General features: G+C 61.5%; 16 protein-coding genes, 1 tRNA gene and 2 pseudogenes. 13 read left to right on the forward strand and 6 right to left on the reverse strand.

All coding sequences use genetic code 11. From position 1 onward, the window contains the following. The first annotated feature begins 121 nt into the window (after positions 1-121). Entirely contained in the window at positions 122-748 is a 627-nt protein-coding gene (locus tag AC3WUM_RS23475; protein ID WP_492413510.1) for a DUF47 domain-containing protein, read from the forward strand. Beyond that, positions 748-1746, forward strand: a complete 999-nt coding sequence (locus AC3WUM_RS23480; RefSeq protein WP_492413511.1) for an inorganic phosphate transporter — start codon at positions 748-750, stop codon at positions 1744-1746. Before AC3WUM_RS23475 ends, AC3WUM_RS23480 begins: the two co-directional genes overlap by 1 nt. Before the next feature lie 42 nt (positions 1747-1788). On the opposite strand, the gene AC3WUM_RS23485 is transcribed toward AC3WUM_RS23480, so the two are convergent. Then, positions 1789-2085 (reverse strand): hypothetical protein, encoded by a 297-nt coding sequence (locus AC3WUM_RS23485; RefSeq protein WP_492413513.1) that lies wholly within the window; start codon positions 2083-2085, stop codon positions 1789-1791. A gap of 25 nt (positions 2086-2110) precedes the next feature. On the opposite strand from AC3WUM_RS23485, the gene AC3WUM_RS23490 reads away from it, so the two are divergent. The 5 genes from AC3WUM_RS23490 (at position 2111) to AC3WUM_RS23510 (ending at position 6167) form a co-directional block, all read left to right on the forward strand. Beyond that, on the forward strand, positions 2111-3061 hold the full coding sequence (locus AC3WUM_RS23490; protein WP_492413514.1) for a hypothetical protein: 951 nt from the start codon (positions 2111-2113) through the stop codon (positions 3059-3061). Between the two features lie 81 nt (positions 3062-3142). Next, positions 3143-3691, forward strand: coding sequence for a DUF3016 domain-containing protein (locus AC3WUM_RS23495; RefSeq protein WP_492413515.1), 549 nt, complete (start codon positions 3143-3145; stop codon positions 3689-3691). A 141-nt stretch (positions 3692-3832) separates the two neighbouring features. Continuing rightward, positions 3833-4801: a polyprenyl synthetase family protein gene (locus AC3WUM_RS23500; RefSeq protein WP_492413516.1), complete on the forward strand. Its 969-nt coding sequence runs from the start codon at positions 3833-3835 to the stop codon at positions 4799-4801. A gap of 11 nt (positions 4802-4812) precedes the next feature. Continuing rightward, positions 4813-4889 (forward strand) — tRNA-Pro (locus AC3WUM_RS23505). Positions 4890-4988: 99 nt separating this feature from the next. Then, positions 4989-6167 (forward strand): tyrosine-type recombinase/integrase, encoded by a 1179-nt coding sequence (locus tag AC3WUM_RS23510; protein WP_492413517.1) that lies wholly within the window; start codon positions 4989-4991, stop codon positions 6165-6167. A 161-nt stretch (positions 6168-6328) separates the two neighbouring features. Here the strand turns inward: AC3WUM_RS23510 and AC3WUM_RS23515 are convergent, their stop codons facing one another. Together AC3WUM_RS23515 and AC3WUM_RS23520 are read right to left on the reverse strand one after the other, a co-directional pair. After that, positions 6329-6928 (reverse strand): LysE family translocator, encoded by a 600-nt coding sequence (locus tag AC3WUM_RS23515; RefSeq protein ID WP_492413519.1) that lies wholly within the window; start codon positions 6926-6928, stop codon positions 6329-6331. Then, positions 6925-7848 carry an alpha/beta hydrolase family protein gene (locus AC3WUM_RS23520; RefSeq protein WP_492413521.1) on the reverse strand — a complete coding sequence of 308 codons (924 nt, stop codon included), beginning with the start codon at positions 7846-7848 and terminating at the stop codon, positions 6925-6927. Before AC3WUM_RS23520 ends, AC3WUM_RS23515 begins: the two co-directional genes overlap by 4 nt. Before the next feature lie 394 nt (positions 7849-8242). On the opposite strand from AC3WUM_RS23520, the pseudogene AC3WUM_RS23525 reads away from it, so the two are divergent. Further along, a pseudogene (locus AC3WUM_RS23525) lies at positions 8243-8841 on the forward strand (transposase); the annotation flags it as partial. Positions 8842-9158: 317 nt separating this feature from the next. Here AC3WUM_RS23525 and AC3WUM_RS23530 read toward each other — a convergent pair. Beyond that, complete coding sequence (locus AC3WUM_RS23530) at positions 9159-12014, reverse strand: winged helix-turn-helix domain-containing protein (protein WP_322266427.1); 2856 nt, start codon at positions 12012-12014, stop codon at positions 9159-9161. A 167-nt stretch (positions 12015-12181) separates the two neighbouring features. Between AC3WUM_RS23530 and AC3WUM_RS23535 the strand changes: the two genes are divergently transcribed. From AC3WUM_RS23535 to AC3WUM_RS23555, 5 genes are all read left to right on the forward strand, one after another. Further along, complete coding sequence (locus AC3WUM_RS23535; protein WP_322266428.1) at positions 12182-13360, forward strand: alkane 1-monooxygenase; 1179 nt, start codon at positions 12182-12184, stop codon at positions 13358-13360. A 36-nt stretch (positions 13361-13396) separates the two neighbouring features. Continuing rightward, entirely contained in the window at positions 13397-13597 is a 201-nt protein-coding gene (locus AC3WUM_RS23540; RefSeq protein ID WP_322266429.1) for a rubredoxin, read from the forward strand. Positions 13598-13771: 174 nt separating this feature from the next. Further along, positions 13772-16003, forward strand: coding sequence for a PQQ-dependent dehydrogenase, methanol/ethanol family (locus AC3WUM_RS23545; protein ID WP_322266430.1), 2232 nt, complete (start codon positions 13772-13774; stop codon positions 16001-16003). Between the two features lie 33 nt (positions 16004-16036). Beyond that, on the forward strand, positions 16037-16183 hold the full coding sequence (locus tag AC3WUM_RS23550) for a rubredoxin (protein ID WP_322266525.1): 147 nt from the start codon (positions 16037-16039) through the stop codon (positions 16181-16183). Between the two features lie 167 nt (positions 16184-16350). Then, a complete protein-coding gene (locus AC3WUM_RS23555; RefSeq protein WP_322266431.1) occupies positions 16351-17388 on the forward strand; it encodes a helix-turn-helix domain-containing protein in 1038 nt (345 codons plus the stop codon). A gap of 9 nt (positions 17389-17397) precedes the next feature. Here the strand turns inward: AC3WUM_RS23555 and AC3WUM_RS23560 are convergent. Then, positions 17398-18394, reverse strand: a pseudogene (locus AC3WUM_RS23560) (IS3 family transposase). A 247-nt stretch (positions 18395-18641) separates the two neighbouring features. Then, positions 18642-19226, reverse strand: a complete 585-nt coding sequence (locus tag AC3WUM_RS23565; RefSeq protein WP_322266432.1) for a glutathione S-transferase family protein — start codon at positions 19224-19226, stop codon at positions 18642-18644. Positions 19227-19520 lie beyond the last annotated feature (294 nt).

Below are 19520 nucleotides of genomic sequence, written 5' to 3' on the forward strand. Positions count from 1 at the left end.
GCCCAGGTGGCCGTGACCGCCACGGCTTCCGGCGCCAAGCACAAAATCGATTACAGCCGCAATCTCGCTCAGCTTCCGTTCAAGCTTTAAGCTTGCCGCTTTTAAAGCACCGCGAGCTCCCATGTTCGGACGCCTGATGCCCCGCGAGGGCAAATTCTTCGATTACTTCAGCCAGCATGCCGACCAGATCGTGCTCGGAGCCGAGCAGCTCACGGCGCTGATGCGCGCGGTTCACGAACTCGACGAGCGCAAGCGCAACATCGAGAACATCGAGCACCGGGCCGACAAGATCACCTCGCAGACGATGCAGCTGCTGCATCAGACCTTCATCACCCCGCTCGACCGCGACGAGATCCATCAGCTGATCACCAAGATGGACGACATCCTCGATCTCATGGAGGACGTCTCGCAGTGCATGTTCCTGTACGACATCCGCGCGGTCACCGATGAAGCGCGCACGCTCGCCGACCTTTGCCTGACCAGCACGCAGAAGGTCAAGGAAGCGGTGGACCTGCTCAGCAACCTCAAGAACGCCAAGAAGATCCTCGAGCTCTGCAACGAGGTCGATCGGCTCGAAGGCGACGCCGACCACGTCATGCGCAGCGCGATGGCCAAGCTGTTCCGCGAGGAGGCCGACGCCAAGCAGCTGTTCAAGCTCAAGGAGATCTACCAGCTGCTCGAATCGGTGACCGACCGCTGCCAGGACGTCGCCAACATCATCGAAGGCATCGTGATCGAGAACGGCTGATGACCGTCAGCATGGAAGTTCTCGTGCTGCTGATCGCAGCGGCACTGCTGTTCGATTTCATGAACGGCTTTCACGACGCGGCGAATTCGATCGCCACCATCGTCTCCACCGGCGCGATGTCGCCGCAGGCCGCGATCGTCTGGGCCGCGGGCTTCAACTTCATCGCCTTCGCGTTTTTCGGCTCGCACGTCGCGGCGACCATCGGCAAGGGCGTGGTCGATCCGAACATCGTCGACACCTACGTCGTCTTCGGCGCGCTGTTCGGGGCGATCTGCTGGAACATCATCACCTGGTACTTCGGCATCCCGTCGAGCTCCTCGCATGCGCTGATCGGCGGGCTCGCGGGTTCGGCGATCGCCAAGGGCGGCACCAGCACGCTGATCTCGGCCGGTTTCATCAAGACCGCGGCCGCCATCGTACTGTCGCCGCTGCTCGGATTCGTGCTCGCGGCGGCGCTGATGATCGCGATCGCCTGGATCTTCTTCCGCACCTCGCCGCGCCGCGTCGAGCGCACCTTCAACCGCCTGCAGTTCGTCTCGGCCGCGCTTTACAGCCTCGGCCACGGCAGCAACGACGCGCAGAAGACCATGGGCATCATCTGGCTGCTACTGATGGTCTCGGGCGCGCTGCAGAAGGACGCCGACCTGCCGTTCTGGGTCGTCATCAGCTGCCAGACCGCGATGGGCCTCGGCACGCTGTTCGGCGGCTGGCGCATCGTCAAGACCATGGGCATGCGCATCACCAAGCTGCGCCCGGTCGGCGGCTTCTGTGCCTCGGCGAGCGGCGCGGCGACGCTGTTCCTGGCTACCGGCCTCGGCGTGCCGGTGTCGACCACGCACACGATTACGGGCGCCATCGTCGGCGTCGGCGCTTCGCGCAAGCTCTCAGCGGTGCGCTGGGGCGTGGCGGGCAACATCGTCTGGGCCTGGGTGTTCACGATTCCGGCCGCGGCCTTCCTGTCCGCGATCGCCTGGGAAGTGGCGCATCTGGTGTTCTGAGGCCGGCGATCGGGCGACGCGCCGCGTCACCTGATCGTCCGCTCAACTGACACGATTGGTCGCGATACGCAGCCGCATCGGCGCGCTTCGATTGACGGCATGAAACCCGGTGATTCCGCTCATCCGCGCGCAATCGCCGACCGTCCGCGGTGCCTCGGCGCGCCGCGTGTGCTGACGCAATGCAGCATCCGATCGTGCGAGCAGCGCAAACTTCAATCGCAACAGGCTCCTGCGCGGCCTGATCGAATCGGCAGGTCGCGGTCTTGCGATGCGCGCGTGATGCCGCCGGGTGAAACGGCACTCAGGATTCGAGAACGGGGTTTGAAAGTGCAGCGCCATGACCTCTCCGGACATGGCGCTGCATATGAGCTCTCCGACCTCGTCGCGCGGTTCGTCACGATCGAAACTCGTGCTGCGCAGCGCGCTGCTGTGTTTGGCCTGGTTCGCTCAACCGGTCGCCGGGAATGAACAAGCCGCCGGATTCGACGAAGACCAGAGCGCGATCGCCGCGAGCGCTACGGCCGGCGCGCAAAACCGCTATTCGGCCCAGCCGACCGCGGACGGGCTCTATCGCGTGTCGACGCGCTTTCGCAACTTCGACGGGCAGACCCTTGCGCTGGGCTTCGATCTCGCCACTGCCGAGAGCCGCCGATCGCTGCGCGAGTTTGGCGTCGACGACCGCGAGCTCGATGCGCTGATTCGGCTCTGCCACCAGGCCACGGCTTGCGATCAGGCCGCCTACGACGGCTACACCACACGCTACTACCGCGAGCATGCCTTGCGGCTCACGGCCGACCCCGGGCGAGCCACGCGGCTGTCGGTCGACGTGCCCGCCGTGGTGCTGCGCAATCGCTCGCGCGTGCGTCCGCTGACCGATGCGCTGCGCCGCGCCGCGGCCGAGCAAGGCCGGGACGGCGACTGGATGATCAAGACCGCGATGACGCTCGTGCAGACCGCGCTGCCGTACAAGAAGCCCGCCGCGCAACTCGAGGGACGCTCGTTGCTGGGCTTCTATCCTCCGGCGCTCGCGCTCGAACGCGGCTACGGCGATTGCGACACCAAATCCGCCCTGCTCGCGGCGATGCTGCTCGATCTCGGCGAACGCCGCGTCGTCGGCCTGCATGTTCCGGGACACTACCTGCTCGGCGTCGATCGCCGGCCCGAGGCGGACGAGGCCTTCATCACCCACCAGGGCCGCCCGTTCGTGCTTGTCGAAGCGGCCGGCCCGGCCATGCGTGGCCTCGGCGATGTCTCTGTGCGCACCCGCAGCGCGCTCGCCCGCAACGATGGGCTGCGCGTCGACCCGATGTTCTGAGCCGGAAACCTCCTCACGGCGAAGCGGTCCAAAGGCGGTACGATCGTTGCCGATCGGCCTATGTGGCTTCGGAGGTTTCCCATGCGTGCCCTGCTTCCCTTGATCTCCCTGACCGGCGCCCTGCTGGCGCTGCCGGCCCACGCCCAGACGCAGAGCGCATCCGCGCCCGCAGCGGAGCCCCGCGTGGGGGTGAGCTTCGTCAAGCCGGAGAAGTTCACCGATGCGACGCTGCAGAACCGCTTCAACTCCTACGAGCGCGTGACAAAGGATCTCTCCGACTACCTCGCCGGCCTGGGCGAGCGCTACCTGCCGGCGAACCAGAGGCTCGAGATCGAGGTCACCGACATCGACCTCGCGGGCCGCTACGAACCCTGGCGCACCTACAACCCGGACGTGCGCTACATGGTCGACGTGACCTGGCCGAGCGTGAGCCTGAAGTACCGCTTGTTCGAAGACGGCCACGAGATCGCCCACGGCGAGCAACGCGTCGCCGACATGAACTATCTGCGTCGTCCGGCCGCACGAGCGAACAACGATTCGCTGCGCTACGAAAAGGCCATGCTCGACGATTGGTTCCGTGGCCAGTTCGACTCGCAATCCAAGCAGGCGGTCGCGGCACACAAGCCCTAGTCCTCGCCCGGCCTCCGGCGGCCCGGGCTCGAAGGCGCGAAACGGCGGGATGAGGGCGTGGAAAGGTCGGCCGCGGCCTCGCCCGAATTGACCCTGGGTGCCGCGAGCCCCTAGCATTTTGGTCCTTCGCAAGCCCTCCCTATGGACCTCAAGACCCTACTCGCCCCCATCGCCGACGACATGCTCGGCATGGACCGCATCATTCGTGCGCGCTTAGCGTCCGAAGTCGCCCTCATCAACGAGATCGGGGCCTACATCGTCGGAGCCGGCGGCAAGCGACTGCGCCCCGCCCTGTTGCTGATGTCCGCGCGCGCGCTCGGCTGCAGGAGCGAGGAGCCACAGCTGCTCGCCGCGGTCATGGAATTCATCCACACCGCCACGCTGCTGCACGACGACGTGGTCGATCACTCCGAACTGCGCCGCGGCCGCAAGACCGCGAATGCTTCCTGGGGCAACGCCGCGGCCGTGCTCGCCGGCGATTTCCTGTATTCGCGCAGCTTTCAGATGATGGTCGATTCCGGCCGCATGCCGGTCATGCGGCTGATGGCCGACACCACCAACGCGATCGCCGAAGGCGAAGTGCTGCAGCTGCTCAACGCCGGCGACCCCGATGTCGATCAGGCGCGCTACATGCGCGTGATCGAACTCAAGACCGCGGTGCTGTTTCGCGCCGCGAGCCAGGCCGGCGCGATCTGCGCCGACGCCACGCCGCAGCAGATCGAAGCGCTCGGCCGCTACGGCCATGATCTCGGCATCGCGTTCCAGCTCATCGACGACGTGCTCGATTACACCGCCGACCCCGAAGTCAGCGGCAAGGCGGTCGGCAACGATCTGGCCGAAGGCAAGCCCACGCTGCCGCTGATTCACGCGATGCGCGTGGGCGCGGCCGAGCAGTCCGCGCTCATCCGCGAGGCGCTAACGGGCGGCAAAGCCGAACTTCTCGGCGAAGTGCTGAAAATCGTTGAAGCCACCCAAGCAATCCCGTACACTCGCGCGCTCGCCGAGACCTACTCGGTTTCGGCGGCGGCAGCGCTAGACGATCTTCCCGACTCGTCATACAAAAAAGCACTGCTGGATCTGACCCAGTTCGCGCTCTCGAGAGCCAGCTGAGAAAGACGAATCGGGGCGTAGCTCAGCTTGGTAGAGCGCTTGCTTCGGGAGCAAGAGGTCGCAGGTTCAAATCCTGTCGCCCCGACCAAATATCCCAATGAATTAGAACAAGTTTTTTCGGCTTTCACCGACCCAGCCATCGGCATAAAATGCTCCATCTGCACTCTATCTGCACGAGGAGATGGCGATGGCCTCCATACGCAAGCGCGAGCAGGTCGGCAAAGACGGTAAGCGCACTGTCAAATACGATGCGACCATCACCAAGCGTGGCGCTCGCCGTCAGACCAAGACTTTTCTGACCAAGGCGGCCGCCGAAAAGTGGGCTCGCAAAGTTGAAGGCGACATCGAGACAGGCAGTTGGATCGACCCGACCGCTGCTCATCAGATGACCGTGGCGCGTGCTCTCGATATCTACTTGGCCGAGGTCGTGCCGCATCTGAAGTCCGCTGCATTTGAACCGCCGAAGGCCGACAATCTCAAGAAGCGTCTCGGCAGCATTTCACTGTCTGCGCTCACTACGATCGAACTCGCCCGCTACCGTGATTCCAGATTGACCGATCGCGTTAGACGCGGTGTTGGCACCAAGGGTGGCGGCACCGTGGAATTGAATCGCACCGTTGCTCCGCAATCAGTAAAGCATGAGCTGGGGCTTCTCAATCGCGCGTTGGCTCATGTTGAGCACGAACACGGGATCACGTTTCCTCGCGGTCGGCCGAAGCTGGATCATCGGCGCAGCAATGTCCTTGCTTTGCCTCCCGGCCGCAATCGAACCCTCAGCCCCGAAGAAACGGCTCGACTGAGGGACGCTTGCATGGTCGGGCAAGGTGCCAGCGACGGCGCCTACGCATCCCTCAAGGCATCGCGCTCCTTCTGGTTGTGGCCGATCGTCGAATTCGCGATGGAAACTGCCGCTCGCCGAAACGAGATCCTGGCGCTGCGCTGGGAGGACGTGGACAAGGCATCCAATACGGTCACCCTCAAGAACAAGAAGACACCGCGAAGCAAGGCGCCGGAGACCAGAACAATTCCCGCCTCCCCCCGCGTACAGGAAATTCTGGAGGGCCTCCCCAAGCCAACCGGCAAAGGTCATTACGTCTTCGGCGGGATCACGGCTAGCGCACTCTCCCAGCAATTCAAACGAGCGGTCCGCCGCGCCGAACTTGAAGACTTCAAGTTTCATGATCTGCGCCATGTGGGCGCCACCCGGCTAGCGACGGTGCTGGACGGCGACCTGTTGATGCTGGCGGACATGACGGGGCATCAAGATATTCGGATGCTGCGCCGCTATGTCGCCCCGCGTCGTTCGGAGATAGCTCGCCGCCTCAATCTGGTTCACTCCGCCGTTCCGACGTCCGGCGCGGGATAGCCACCAGCGCCGTCTCGGTTGAAGCGCCGGCCTTCGGCCGCAGCAAAGAAAACGGAGTTTTGCAAAGCTCGCGAAACAGCTCGGCGATGACGTGATGGCCCCTGGCCGCGGTCACCAGCCACAGACTTTGCGTCGACGAAAACCTGAATCATGCCTTTTGCCTATGCCCACAGAAGGACGAGCACCGCCGACAGGACTGTGAGCGCAGCCATCGCGCGGTTGAACAGCTTGAGGCGGTGCGGCTCTTTGAGCGCGGACTTCATTCCGGCCCCGAACGCCGCCCATACGGCGACACAAGGAGCGGAGACGAGGATGAAGGTCGCGGCCACCAGCAGCAGCCGAGCGCCATAGTCCTGGGCCGAGGCCCCATAGATGGAGACGGCAGAAACCGTCATCATCCACGCCTTCGGATTGACGAACTGAAATCCGGCCACATGCCAGAGTTGCAGCGGCGGCTTGGTCTCCGCTTCCGTCAATTCGCCCGACCGCCAGAGGCGCCACGCGAGATAGGCCAGATACAGCGCGCCTAGGATGCGTAGACCGATCTGCAATCGGGAATCGCCGAGGATCAGGGCGCCGACGCCCGCACCGCTTATCAGGAACAGCGCCGCGATCCCGACCAGCGTCCCCGCCATGGCCGGCAAGGTGCGCCGAAAACCGTAGGTAAGGCCCGACGTCGTCAGCAGCAGGTTGTTCGGCCCCGGCGTGATCGACATCGCGAAGGAAAACAGAATCAGCGATGCAAAGGCGGCGGCGGTCATCGTTCGATCTCAGTGAAGACCGGCCCAGCGCCCTCTACCCGCTCCGACCAAGGATTGATCCCGTCGCGCAGCCAAGCGATCGTGTCACGCCAGAAGCCATCTGTATGCCGCGCATGAAAGAGGCCGAAATGCCCAATCTTCTCCGCGCCGAGCCGGGCGGGGGTCAGCAACACCTGATTTGCGGGTGCGTTGGGATAGTAAGAGAGGCCGCGCCGCACAGCCGCCGGTGGCGCGAGTTCGTCATCGCCTACCGTGATTGCCAGGATCGGCGCAGTGACCGCCGCGAAGCGCTTCAATATCGCATCGCGATCGGCGGCCGGGTGGCTCAGCTCCATGCGCTCGCGACGGAAACTCCATTCGTTGGCGACTCCGGCCGGGAGGTCTTCTATCCACCCAAGGCGGCGCCCTGGAAAATAGCCACACAGAGCCGTCAGTAACGGCATGACCACATGCCACTTCCACACCAGCCGCGCCTTGCTTCCGGCGGCATAATCCCGCCACCACGCATATTGCGCGCCGACCGTCAGCGTACGGGTTATCCAGCGTGCGTTTTCGGCAAAGCCGGGAAGGAAGCCGCCGATACTATGACCCGCCACGAGCAGGGGCCGGCCGCCCGCATGGCGCCGAGCGAACTCTATCGCCGCGTCAAAATCGAGGATTCCCCAGTCACTCCATCGATAGCGGCATCCGCGCAAGGTCGCCGGACGTGAAGCACCGATCCCGCGATAGTCGTAAGTGAGTACATCGAACCCTTGGTTCGCAAGGAAGCGGGCATAACGATGATAGTAGCTTGCGAGGACGCCAGTGGCGGCGTTGACGATGACGGTGCCATGCGTCCGGTCCGCTCGGTTGCGCCATAGATGGCCGCCGAGAAGCACCCCGTCGGCACAGGTGATGGTGATTATCTTGGACCCGGTCATGCGAGCGTCCGGCCAAAGCCGATGGCGATACGGTTATAAGCGTTCTTCGGCCCCGCCGCAGGCCCGATCCGTATCGCGCAGATCTCGTTCATCGCAGAGTTTTCGTTGACCACAAGGTCGCTTCCACCTTCTGTACTGCAGGAATACAAGAGCGACAACGGCGAGCGAATTTCTCAGTCAGCGATATTCCCTGTCGAGATCGACCGGCAGAACTGGGCATTTGAGCTGCACAACCTGGGCTCCACGGGAGAAACGCACATGCTGCTTCGTCGGATGCCTGATTCGGTTGATTGAGCCGGTTCGACGAGATAAGTCAGCAGCGTGCCCTTGACCTGCCCGCCCATTTTCGGACCGTTTGAAACTTGAGACGATGGCTCCCAACGACGAGGGAGCGATGAAGAAGAGCCGTTTCACTGAAGAGCAGATGGTCAAGATTCTGCGCGAAGCGGACGCCAGTCCGGTCGCGGAGGTTGCCAAGAAGCACAAGATCAGCGAGCAGACGCTGTACACCTGGCGCAAGCGCTTCGACACGCTGCAGGCCAGCGAGGTCAAGCGACTGAAGCAGTTGGAGCAGGACAACGCGCGGCTCAAGCGGCTGCTGTCGGAGCGTGATCTGGAAGTTGATGTTCTGAAGGATATTGCTGCGGAAAAATTCTAGGCGCACCCGAGCGGCGGCGGGCCGTGGTCCACAGCGTGGACTGCGGCCTGTCGCAGCGTCGTGCGTGCGCCTTGCTGAAGGTGCCGCGATCCACATTGAAGTACGCGCCGACGATGCCCGGCAAGGACGCGCCTGCCATTGAGGCGATGAAGCAACTCTCGGCGGAATATCCGCGCTATGGCTATCGCCGCATCCGCATCTTCCTGCACCGCCAGGGCCACGCGATGAGGCTGGAGCGCTGCCACCGGCTGTGGCGGGTGGCGGGCCTACAGGCGCCGCGCAAGCGCCCCCGCCGGCGCATCGTCACGGGAAGGCCACGGCTGTTGCCGCTCACCGAAAATTGATCATTTCTGGGTTGTTCTGCTCAGGCTGTGACGATCAGCGAACGCACGCGTAACACGTCGAAGCGATGCGAGTTGTCGCCGGACTCTCTGGTCCGTCGCTCGGCAAGCACGGCGGTCAATGGGGCGTAAGCAGCAACACTATTGGGTCAATCGTAAAAGTCGAATCGTTCCAAACAGGGGCCAACTGCGTAGAGCCCTGGGTAGGATCACTAGCATCCGGGCGCACCAAAGCCAGCAACGCTGAACGAGCTGATCTTCTCTTCGAGGTCCGAAATTCTCCAGTAAACGAAGAGCGCCGGCTTATGAACTCAAATCAATCCGACCTGCGCTGCACGCGCCACTGCGGCACCGCGGCTTCCAACCTGCAGCTTGCTGTAGACGTTGTGCAGATGCCATTTCACAGTAGGCACCGATAGGAGCAGCGTGCTCGCGATCTTGCGGTTATCCAGTCCGGCATGAAGCAGCTTCAATAACTCGATTTCCCGCGCCGTCAGCAGCTCGATATCGACCTCCGCAATAGGCGTCCCTCCTTCAGGTGATCTCGGCGCGGACCGGTTGCCGCTCAGATAGGCGATGAGCCAGTTTTGAAGATTGAGCCGCGCAGACAGCTCCGGCGCGGCTGCATCGGACCGACGCGCCGCCATGCTTTCCAGTACCGGGATCAGGGCACCGCCCACCGAAACAATGGGAAATGCATGGAACTCTCCGGCGGCTGCAGATAGGGCCCGGTCCAGCTGTCGGGCGGCCTCGCTGTGCTGACCCAGCTCCCAGAGCGCGACGGCACGGTTGGCGGCGACCGCAATAGGAAAGCCACCCACAACTTGCGCACCACGCGACTGCTGTAGATTCGTCAGAATTCGAAGGGCCGATTTCGAATCGGACTCCGCCAGTTTCAATCGGGCTTCCAGAAGCTGGATTGCATCTCGCTTGGCGCGTAACCAACCCGGTCCGGTTGCAAACCCGTCCAGGAGTTTGCTTCTTTGCATCGTGAGAGACGCGCCGGCACTATTGCCCGCTGTCAGCTGAAGCGATATTTCCTCCATCGTCAGCGATACGTAGAGGCGCCGATGGCGCTCACGAAGAGCCGCGTCCTGTCCTTCGTGAAGTACCAGCAGTGCAAGATCGAGACGACCCAGATGAGCCTGAAGCCGCGCCTCGTTGCGAACTGCCACAAGCTGCGGCTCGACGGGTCCGAAGATTTCCTTGAAGGCGCGTCCCACCGCGATCAAAGCTGGCGTACTGTCGAAGTCGCAGCGCTGTACGGCAATCTCGCATTGAAGCAGTGCACAAAGACCGGCAACGTAGCTTTTCTGCCCCAGTCCCAAGCCGAGCGAGTCTCGTTGAACCTGATGTCCGAATTCATTTGCCGCGTTGAGCTGGCCCAGCTCGACGTCGATCAAGCCATGCAGGAAATCACCCCACGCCGAGAGATAGGCAGCATCGGCGGCATGGCCTTGCTCGTGGGCCGAGAGTGCGAACTCACGGCTGCGGTCGAAATCGCGCAGTGCGAAATAGCTGTAGCTCAAGCAGTTCGAGAGGGTTGCAATCAAAAACGGCTCGTTGTCCCGGGCTTGCGGAAACAGAGCAGTCCCTCGCACCAGGCAATCCTCGATGTCGTCCGAACAGGCCTTGGTTGCCGCCTGCACGGTATGCGCCCACAGCTGCCAGCGCAGCCGTTCCGGACTCGACATTGACCAATGACCAGGCTGGTCTGCGGACAACTTGTCGATGGCCTGCTGTGAGATCGTCATGGCCTTGGCCGTCTCACGTGAGAACGCGCAAGACCAGGCATGGCTCAGCAGGATCTCCGGGCGCTGGTCATGAAACCGGGCCGGTAGCCGTTTCATCCAATCCAGAACGGTGTAGTGATCGCCCTGAAAAAGCGAAGCTCTCATCGCGTGATGCGCGATCAGGTCGGCAGCCTGCTCGAAATGCTCCGCTTCGAGCGCGTAACGGATCGCCTCGGCTGGCTGACCGTGCGCTTCGCACCATCTCGCGGCTTCTGCACAGGCCTTTCGATATCCGGCAGGATCAGTTTTCCGAAACTCGTTCTGCAGAAATTCGGCGAACAGATGGTGATAGCGATACCACTGGCCATCGCGATCCAGCGCGATCAGAAATAGATTGGCGCGGCCGATATAGTCGAGCATCTCGCGGCCATTCTGATCTCCGGTGGCCGCATCGCACAGGTCCGCGCACATCCTGCGCAAGGGCGAGGTCTTCAGCAGGAACTGCCGGACCGGTTCTGCCTGGGCGCGGATCACGCTTTCGACCAGATATCGCGTCAGGTCACGATCTCGTCCCGAGAAGGTCTTGATCAGTTCGGCAGCTGCCCCCTTGTGACGACGCAGCGCCAAGGCTGCCAACTGCACGCCCGTTGGCCAGCCCTCCGTCGATTCGAGCAGCGAGTCTAGATCGGTCGGTGATAGTTCAATCTGGTGATAGCGCTTCAGAAAAAGCTCAGCCTCGGCGCCGTCGAAATTGAGGTCATCCTGGGCGACCTCGATCGCGAATCCCGTCACCAGCAGCTTGGCAAGCTGCAGCGGCAAGCGATGGCGGCTGGCGACGACAAGCGACAAATTTCGCTGCAGGTGTGTCGTGAGCTGGTTTAGGAATCGTAAGATCCGGGGTTCGGTGATGTGCTGGAAATCGTCCAGAAATAGGGCGGCCGGCACCGAGAGAGCCGAAAGACGATGGCTCAGACGCTCGAACAGTGAATCGTAATCCCGCACCGGGTTGGCACCGAGAGCGGTCAGCTCGTCTCGGGCGAACATGGGCTCGATGAACTGCAGCGCACTGATGAAGTAAAGCGCGAAGGTCGCCGGATCGTTGTCTTCCACATCCAGACCGAGCCAGCTGGTCGCCACTCCGTGCTCGCTATAGGCGCTGTGGAGCTGCGTCATCAGCGAGGACTTGCCCGACCCGGCCGGGGCCACGATGGTGATCACCCGGCCACGCGGCAGGTCTTTCAAGGCCGCGCTGACAAATGCCGGCCTGGCGATCAGGCGGGGATCCGGGAGCGGCGGAAACAACTTGCTTGCGATCAGGCCATCGAGTAAAGGGCCGCTTTCTGCGTCAGCCATTTTTGGAATCTCCTCGTGCAACGTAACGCTCGTCTGCGAATTCTGACGACCCGGATGATCGGTCTTCTTGATTCTCAGCATACCCATCCTTGGATCGGGTTTTCGCGCCGACGCAGCTCCTACACTCGTGACACGACCTCCAGGTCACAACGTCGCCGCTGCTGCAGCGATCTGGGAATCAGGAGGCGTGGCGCTTCGGTTCGAACCGGACGCGCCTTGGAGAGAGATAACCGGTCGGAGAACTTGTGATGGAACAACCCTCAATTGCCGCTTCGAGTGTGGCCCCTGCATCCGCTTATCGTGATGGCAAACGCCATTGGTGGTGGCTGCCCCTATTTGTCGCCATCTCGCCGGCTCTGGGCATCTACTTGGCCCATATCACCGGGCAGCAAGCCTGCCTCTGGTTTACGCCTTTCCTGTGGTATGTATTCCTGCCCATCGCGGACGCCCTGGTTGGCCGCGATACGCGCAACCCCCCGGATGCCGCCGTCCCCACGCTGGAGTCGGACGGCTACTACAAGTTCCTGGTCTACGCCTCGATCCCGCTGTTCTACGCCACCTGGATCGCGGGCGCCTGGGCCGTATCGACCCAGGGTTACGGCTGGGTGGGTTACCTGGGCGTGAGCCTGGCGGTGGCGCTGACCAACGGGCTCGCGCTCGTTGTGGGCCACGAGGTCGGCCACAAGACCAACCGCTTCGAGAAGCGGCTCGCGCAGATCGTGCTCGCCGTGCCGGGCTACGGCCATTTTTCCGCCGAGCACAACCGCGGCCATCACAAGGACGTGGCGACGCCCGACGACCCAGCCTCCTCGCGCTTTGGCGAGACGCTCTATAGCTTTGTGCTGCGTGAGATCCCTGGTGCCCTTTCTCGTGCCTGGCACGACGAGAAGGTGCGTCTTAAACGCGCCGGCAAGGCTGCCTGGAGCCCGTCCAACGAATTGCTGCAATCGTTCGCGATCACAGCAGTGCTCTACGGCGGCGCCATCGCCGTGTTCGGTCCAGTGGTCATTCCGTTCATCCTGATTTCGACGTTCTGGGGCTGGCAGTTCCTGTCGACCTCCAACTACATCGAACACTACGGCCTGCTGCGCAAGAAGCTGCCAGATGGGCGCTTCGAGCGCTGCCGGCCAGAGCATTCCTGGAATGCCGACCACATCATTTCCAATCTGATGCTGTACCACCTGCAGCGTCATTCCGACCATCACGCGCGGCCGACCCGTCGCTACCAGGCACTACGCAGCGACAAAGCGCCGGAACTGCCGTCGGGATATCCGCTGTGCTTCACGCTGGCCTACTTTCCGCCGCTCTGGCGAGCGGTCATGGATCATCGCGTGTTGGAGGTTTACGACGGTGACATCACCAAGGTGAATATCCAGCCGTCGAAACGCAAGGAAATTCTGGAACGCTACGGCGTCCACGAAAATTAAGCGCCTACCAAAAATATAAAAGTCGAGGAGAACGACGTGGCCCGCTATCAATGCCCGGGTTGTGGCTATGTGTACGACGAGCAGAAAGGCGACGTGCACGAAGGATTCCCTCCTGGCACGCGCTGGGAGCAGGTCCCCATGGATTGGGCTTGCGCCGATTGCGCGGTGCGTGACAAAGCCGATTTCGTGAGGCTTGAGGCCAGCGACTCAGGGCTCAGCAGGAGCGCCGCAGGCTGAGAGACGGGCTGACCGGCTTAGGCATTAGTAGCGTCATCTCGCGATGGCACCGCACTGCCATGCCGCTCATTCTTCGTTGAAATAAACGCGGGCCGTTCTCACGCCTTCTATCGTGCTACGTGCCGAAATCGCGACGCAGAGCCGACTGCGCATTCCATCGGCAGGAGAACATCAATGATCACTCGTTTTCTGCTTGCGCTATGGCTGCTTTGCCTGTTGATCGGCGGCTGCGGCAAGGGTCCTTCGAGCGGTGATGCCAAGCCTGCGGTGGCAACGGCACCGGCAACCACGCCGACCAAGGCCGCGCCAGGGGATGGAGCGCGCATCGCCGGGGCCGATGCCGACGCGGACAACTGGCTCAGCCACGGCCGTGGTTACGACGAGACCCGCAACAGCCCGCTCACGCAGATCAACACCGACAATGTCGGCCAGCTCGGCCTGGCCTGGTTCTACGACCTCGATACCAACCGTGGGCAGGAAGCCACGCCGTTGATCGTCGACGGCATGATGTACACCACCAGCGCCTGGTCCAAGGTGCAGGCTTTCGATGCGGTGTCCGGCAAGCTGCTCTGGGCCTACGACCCGCAGGTGCCCGGAGACGCTGGCGCCAAGGCATGCTGCGACGTCGTCAATCGCGGTGTGGCCTACTGGGAAGGCAAGGTGTTTTTCGGCACGCTCGACGGCCGCCTGATCGGCTTGAACGCCGCCACCGGCAAGCTGCTGTGGTCCACGGTGACGGTCGACCAGTCCAAGAATTACACCATCACCGGCGCGCCACGCGTCATCAAGGGCCGCGTAATGATCGGCAACGGCGGCGCCGAATTCGGCGTGCGCGGTTACGTCTCAGCCTACGATGTCAACGATGGCAAGCTGGTTTGGCGCTTCTACACGGTACCCGGCGATCCAGGTGTGAAGGACGGCGCGGCCTCCGACGCCATCATGGCGTCTGCCGCGAATTCCACCTGGACCGGCAAGTGGTGGAAGAACGGCGGCGGCGGCGGCACGGTCTGGGATTCGATGGCCTACGACCCGAAGCTGGATCTGCTCTACATCGGCGTCGGCAACGGATCGTACTGGCGGCGCACGCTGCGCAGTGCCGAGGGCGGCGACAACCTGTTCATCGCTTCCATCGTCGCCTTGCGCCCTGAGACCGGCGAGTACGTCTGGCATTACCAGCAGACGCCAGGCGACCAGTGGGACTATACCTCGACCCAGCACATGATCCTGGCCGATCTGCCGATCGACGGGCAGACGCGCAAGGTGCTAATGCAGGCGCCGAAGAACGGCTTCTTCTACGTGCTCGACCGCAGCAACGGCAAGCTGATCTCAGCCGAGCCCTATGTTCCGGTGAACTGGGCCACGGGCATCGACAAGGCCACTGGCCGCCCCAAATTCAATCCGGATTCGGACTACGCCAAGACCGGCAAGCCGTGGATGGCGATGCCCGGCGCGCTCGGCGCCCATGACTGGATGCCGATGGCCTACAACCCCGGCACGGGCTACGTCTATATCCCCGCCTACGAGCTGGGTTTCCCGTATGTGGCAGATGCGAACTTCAAGCCCAAGCCCAAGGGCATCAACCTGGGCGTCGATCTGGGCGCGCTGAACCTGCCCGACGATGCCGCGGTGAAGGCCGCGGTGCGCGAAACCATCAAAGGCTACCTGTTGGCGTGGGATCCGAAGACGCAGAAGGAAGTCTGGCGCGCGCCACACGCCGGCGCCTGGAACGGCGGCGTCCTTTCCACCTCCGGCAACCTGGTGTTCCAGGGCGACGGCGACGGCATGTTCAACGCGTTCGACGCGCGCACCGGCAAGCAGCTCTGGTCCTACGACGTGCAGACCGGCGTCGTCGCTCCTCCGGTCACCTGGGCCAAGGACGGCAAGCAGTACGTAACCCTGGTCGCGGGCTGGGGCGGCGCCTATCCGCTGCTCGTCGGCGAACTGTCCTGGGGCGCCAAGGGACCGGTGCCCAACCGCAGCCGCGTACTGACGTTCACGCTGGGCGCCAGCACCAAGCTGCCGTCGGCGCAGCCGGTGGTCTCCAGGCCGCTGCAGACGCCGCCGCTGTTCGGCGATGCTGCGACCCTGGCCCTCGGGCAGAAAGCCTACGACCGCACCTGCGTCGCCTGCCACGGCAGCGGCGCCCTCAGCGGAGGCATCGCGCCCGACCTGCGCTATTCGGTGGCCCTCGCCAACAAGCCGTACTGGGACGGCGTGGTCAGCGACGGCATTCTCGCCTCCCGAGGCATGGTCGGTTTCAAGGAAAACTTCACGCCGGCCGAGATCGAGGCGATTCGGGCCTATGTCGTAAGCCGAGCCCACATCCAGGCGACTGTCGATACCAAGAGCGCGGCTCGGCAAAGAGACGGTGCCGTCCTTAATGCCCCCTCGCCAAACCGGTACTGAGGAAGATTCACTGTGTTCAAGAAATGGCAATGCATGGTGTGCGAATGGGTGTACGACGAAGCATTCGGCCTACCTGAAGAGGACATCCCGGCAGGAACACGCTGGGAGGACATTCCAGACACCTGGACCTGCCGTGACTGCGGCGCCCCGAAGTCCGATTTCAAAATGGTAGAAGTCTGATGTTCTCAATAGAACAAATGCCGCGCGTTGATGAAGACAGGTCGGCGCCATCAGGCCAGCACCACGTGTCCGACAAACGCGATTCTTAATCGTGCCTTGTGCTGCGCGAAAAATAACGATTGGCTCAAGAACCGATCGACAGCTGTAAGAATTTAGGAGGATTACCGATGAAAGTAGCCACCAACATCGAACTGCCGATAAAAAACAAGTTTTCGAGTACTTCGCCCTGGACGTTTAAACCTCATCACTTAAGCAGCACCTCGTCTTGGCACGATTTCCTTCAAGAGCATTTTCCGTGGCTTGAGCAAAAGAATAGTGGGCAGGCTGTGCTCCCGGCGGTCGTCGATTCGTTCCGCTTCTCCAATGTGACACTTGCCACGATTAGTGTCGGAGCCTGCGAGATCGTCCGCACACGACAGCAAGCACACTCAGAAACAGGATTCGTAAAGTTAATCTGGCGACTGTCTGGGGCACTCCAAGTTGATCAAGATGGCCGAACCTGCATTCTAGAGGCGGCACAGGTCGCCGTCTGCGACACTAGCCGGCCTTATCGCATCCGCTTATTGGAGAAAACGAGCTTCTTCATACTAATGCTGCCTTACGAAAATTTTCCGAATTGGGAAAGCATGCAAGCACGAGTCTGTGGAAGAAAGCTGGCAGAGGGGGCAATTACTCAGGCAGCGTTTGGAGCCTTAGCCACCCTAGCGAATTTTTCTTCGGATGCGATAAAAGCTGATGGCGATATCGTCGTTCGTGCAGTGCAATGGATGATCTCGACCACCTTTCACAAGAACTGCGGTGACGTAGATGAGGCTGTTCCGACAGACGGTAGAATTGGCAGGGCGAGGCGATTCATTCTGAGTCATATCTCAGATCCCGACCTCAGCGTCGATGCCGTTGCTGCTGCGCTCTGCATGTCTCGTCGCTCGTTGTATCATCTATTCAGCGAATACCAAATTACTCCAGGAAAAATGATCCTCGACATTCGGCTGCAGCAGGCGATACAGATACTCGGAAATCCAAAATTCAATCGTATGAAGGCTACCGAAATTGCCTTCGGCTCGGGCTTTAATGACTATGCGACTTTTAGTCGACTGTTCAAACTTCGTTACGGTCTATCGCCCAGTGAGTATCGGCTGAAAGCCACATCTCAGGAACGGCTCAGCATTATTGGATTGTCATCGACGTTCCCCCGCAATGAGTAGTGGTTGCGTTTAGAGTCCGGGGTTGATGGTAGCTGCCTTGGTTAGCAGTGTCTTGGCGTAGGCGGCGGGCGTTAGCCCGCCAAGTCCTTTCTTGGGTCTTTCTTCGTTGTATTCCTGCATCCAGTTTTTGATGATGGCGCGTGCGTGGAGCAGGCTGGTGAACCAGTGCTCGTTGAGGCACTCGTCTCGGAAGCGGCCGTTGAACGATTCGACGTAAGCATTCTGATTCGGCTTGCCGGGATCGATCAGTCGTAGCAGCATGCCGTTGCGGTGTGCCCAGGTCAGCAGGGCCCGACTGGTGAATTCCTTGCCGCAGTCGCTTCGGATCGCCGTCGGCTTGCCGCGTCGGGCGCAGACTTCATCGAGCAGGCGGACCAGGTGATCGCCACCGAGACTGTGCTCAGGCATGACGGCTACGGCTTAATGTGTCGCATCGTCGACGATGACCAGGCATTTAATGGCGCGTCCCGACGCGATGCGGTCGAAGACGAAGTCCATCGACCAGACTTCGTTGGCTGCGCCAGGGCGAATCAACGGCTGCCGATCACCGAGCTGGATCTTCTTCCGGCGTCGACGACGAATCTGCAGCTTCTCCAGCGCATAGAGCCGCTCCACGCGCTTGTGGTTCATGCGATGGCCGGCCTGTCGCAGCTTCAGGTAGATCATGTCGGCCATAGCGGCGACGCCGCTGCGCCAACTCAACGATCTGCTGGCGCAGTCCCACATTGGAATCCGGGCGCGGCGTATAGCGCAGCGCCGAGGCGCTCATTTGCGCCACGCGCAAAGCGTCGCTCGCTTAAGCCTTTGTCCTGAAGCATCCGCACCAGCAAGCGCTTTGCCGGTGCGGTCACCACTTTTTTCTCAAGGCTTCCTTGGTCGACTTCCAGGCGTAGTACGTCGGCTCCGAGATCCCGTGCTTGCGGCCGGTCTCCGCCACCTTCGCTCCGGCCTCCCCTTCCTTGAGGATGCGGACAATCTGTTCTTCTGAAAACTTCGACTTCTTCACGTAGAGGTCCCAGACGGCTGAAACTCTACTTCCAACTGGCTCGAAGCAGCGAGGATCTTTCACGCGCCGGCTCTGTGAATTTGCCTCGCCACATACCTCGGACACTGCGGAACTTCTCAACTCCTGGAAAGCGTTGATGCTTATAGCGGCAGTACGGCCATGAGCGCCGAAACCCGCTAGCGCGTCAGTTACTCTTGCTTGGCGAGCGATGAGAAAGTAGTACATCACCGACGTCAAGGGTGATGATTTAAAGCACACCCTCATGGGTCATTGCTTTCCTTACGGCGGGTCGACTCGCCATGCGGTGGCGAAATGTAGCGAGCTTATCTGGCACAGAAAGCGCATTCTTCTGGGCCCACAATAGCATGACGAATAGATAACAGTCTGCTGCGCTGAGCTGCGATCCGAATATGAAATCGCCTTTCATCGCATCAGCGAGATAGCCCATACACTTGGCAATCATCTCGGCAGCTTTTGCTTTCTCCTGATCAGTGCCATCGGCGAAGAACGGCTTGAAACTCTTATGGATCTCGGTCGATATGAAGGCCAACGCTTCAAGCAATCTTGTATGGCCCATCGGGCCTGAAGGTGCTAACGCGTGATTTTTATGAGCGATCCAATCGAGAATTGCCACATTCTCGGTCAAGGTTTCGCCGGAGTCCAGGATCAGCGTCGGAACATATCCTTTCGGATTGATGTCCGCGAAATCATCGCCGCTTTCGGTACGCTTAGCCTTCAGATCCACCTTCTCGTGGTCGAAGGCGATGCCGGCTTCGTGCAAGGCGATATGGTCAGCCAGGCTACAAGCGCCAGGTGAGTAGTAAAGTTTCAATGAAATCTCCTCGATTTAGCGGTTCTGGAGCGGGACAGCAGGGCGCCACTAGCATCCTGTCAGGAAAAGGTGAGCGCTCGCGGAACGGCAGCAATTCGTCGATACGATCGCGCATGATTGTCCAGCTCCACCGAGTCCCACAGCTTCAACATGACCACAAAGCTCGACTCAGAACTCAAGCGTGAAGTGCTCATCGGGAAGCAGCCGTATACGGTGATGTAATGACCCACCGAAACCTGCGCAGGTCAGGCCGCTAAGGCGAATGCCTCGGCGGGTGTTTTCATCTTCAGCGCC

The organism is Hydrocarboniphaga sp. FW305-C-57, from assembly GCF_058783045.1.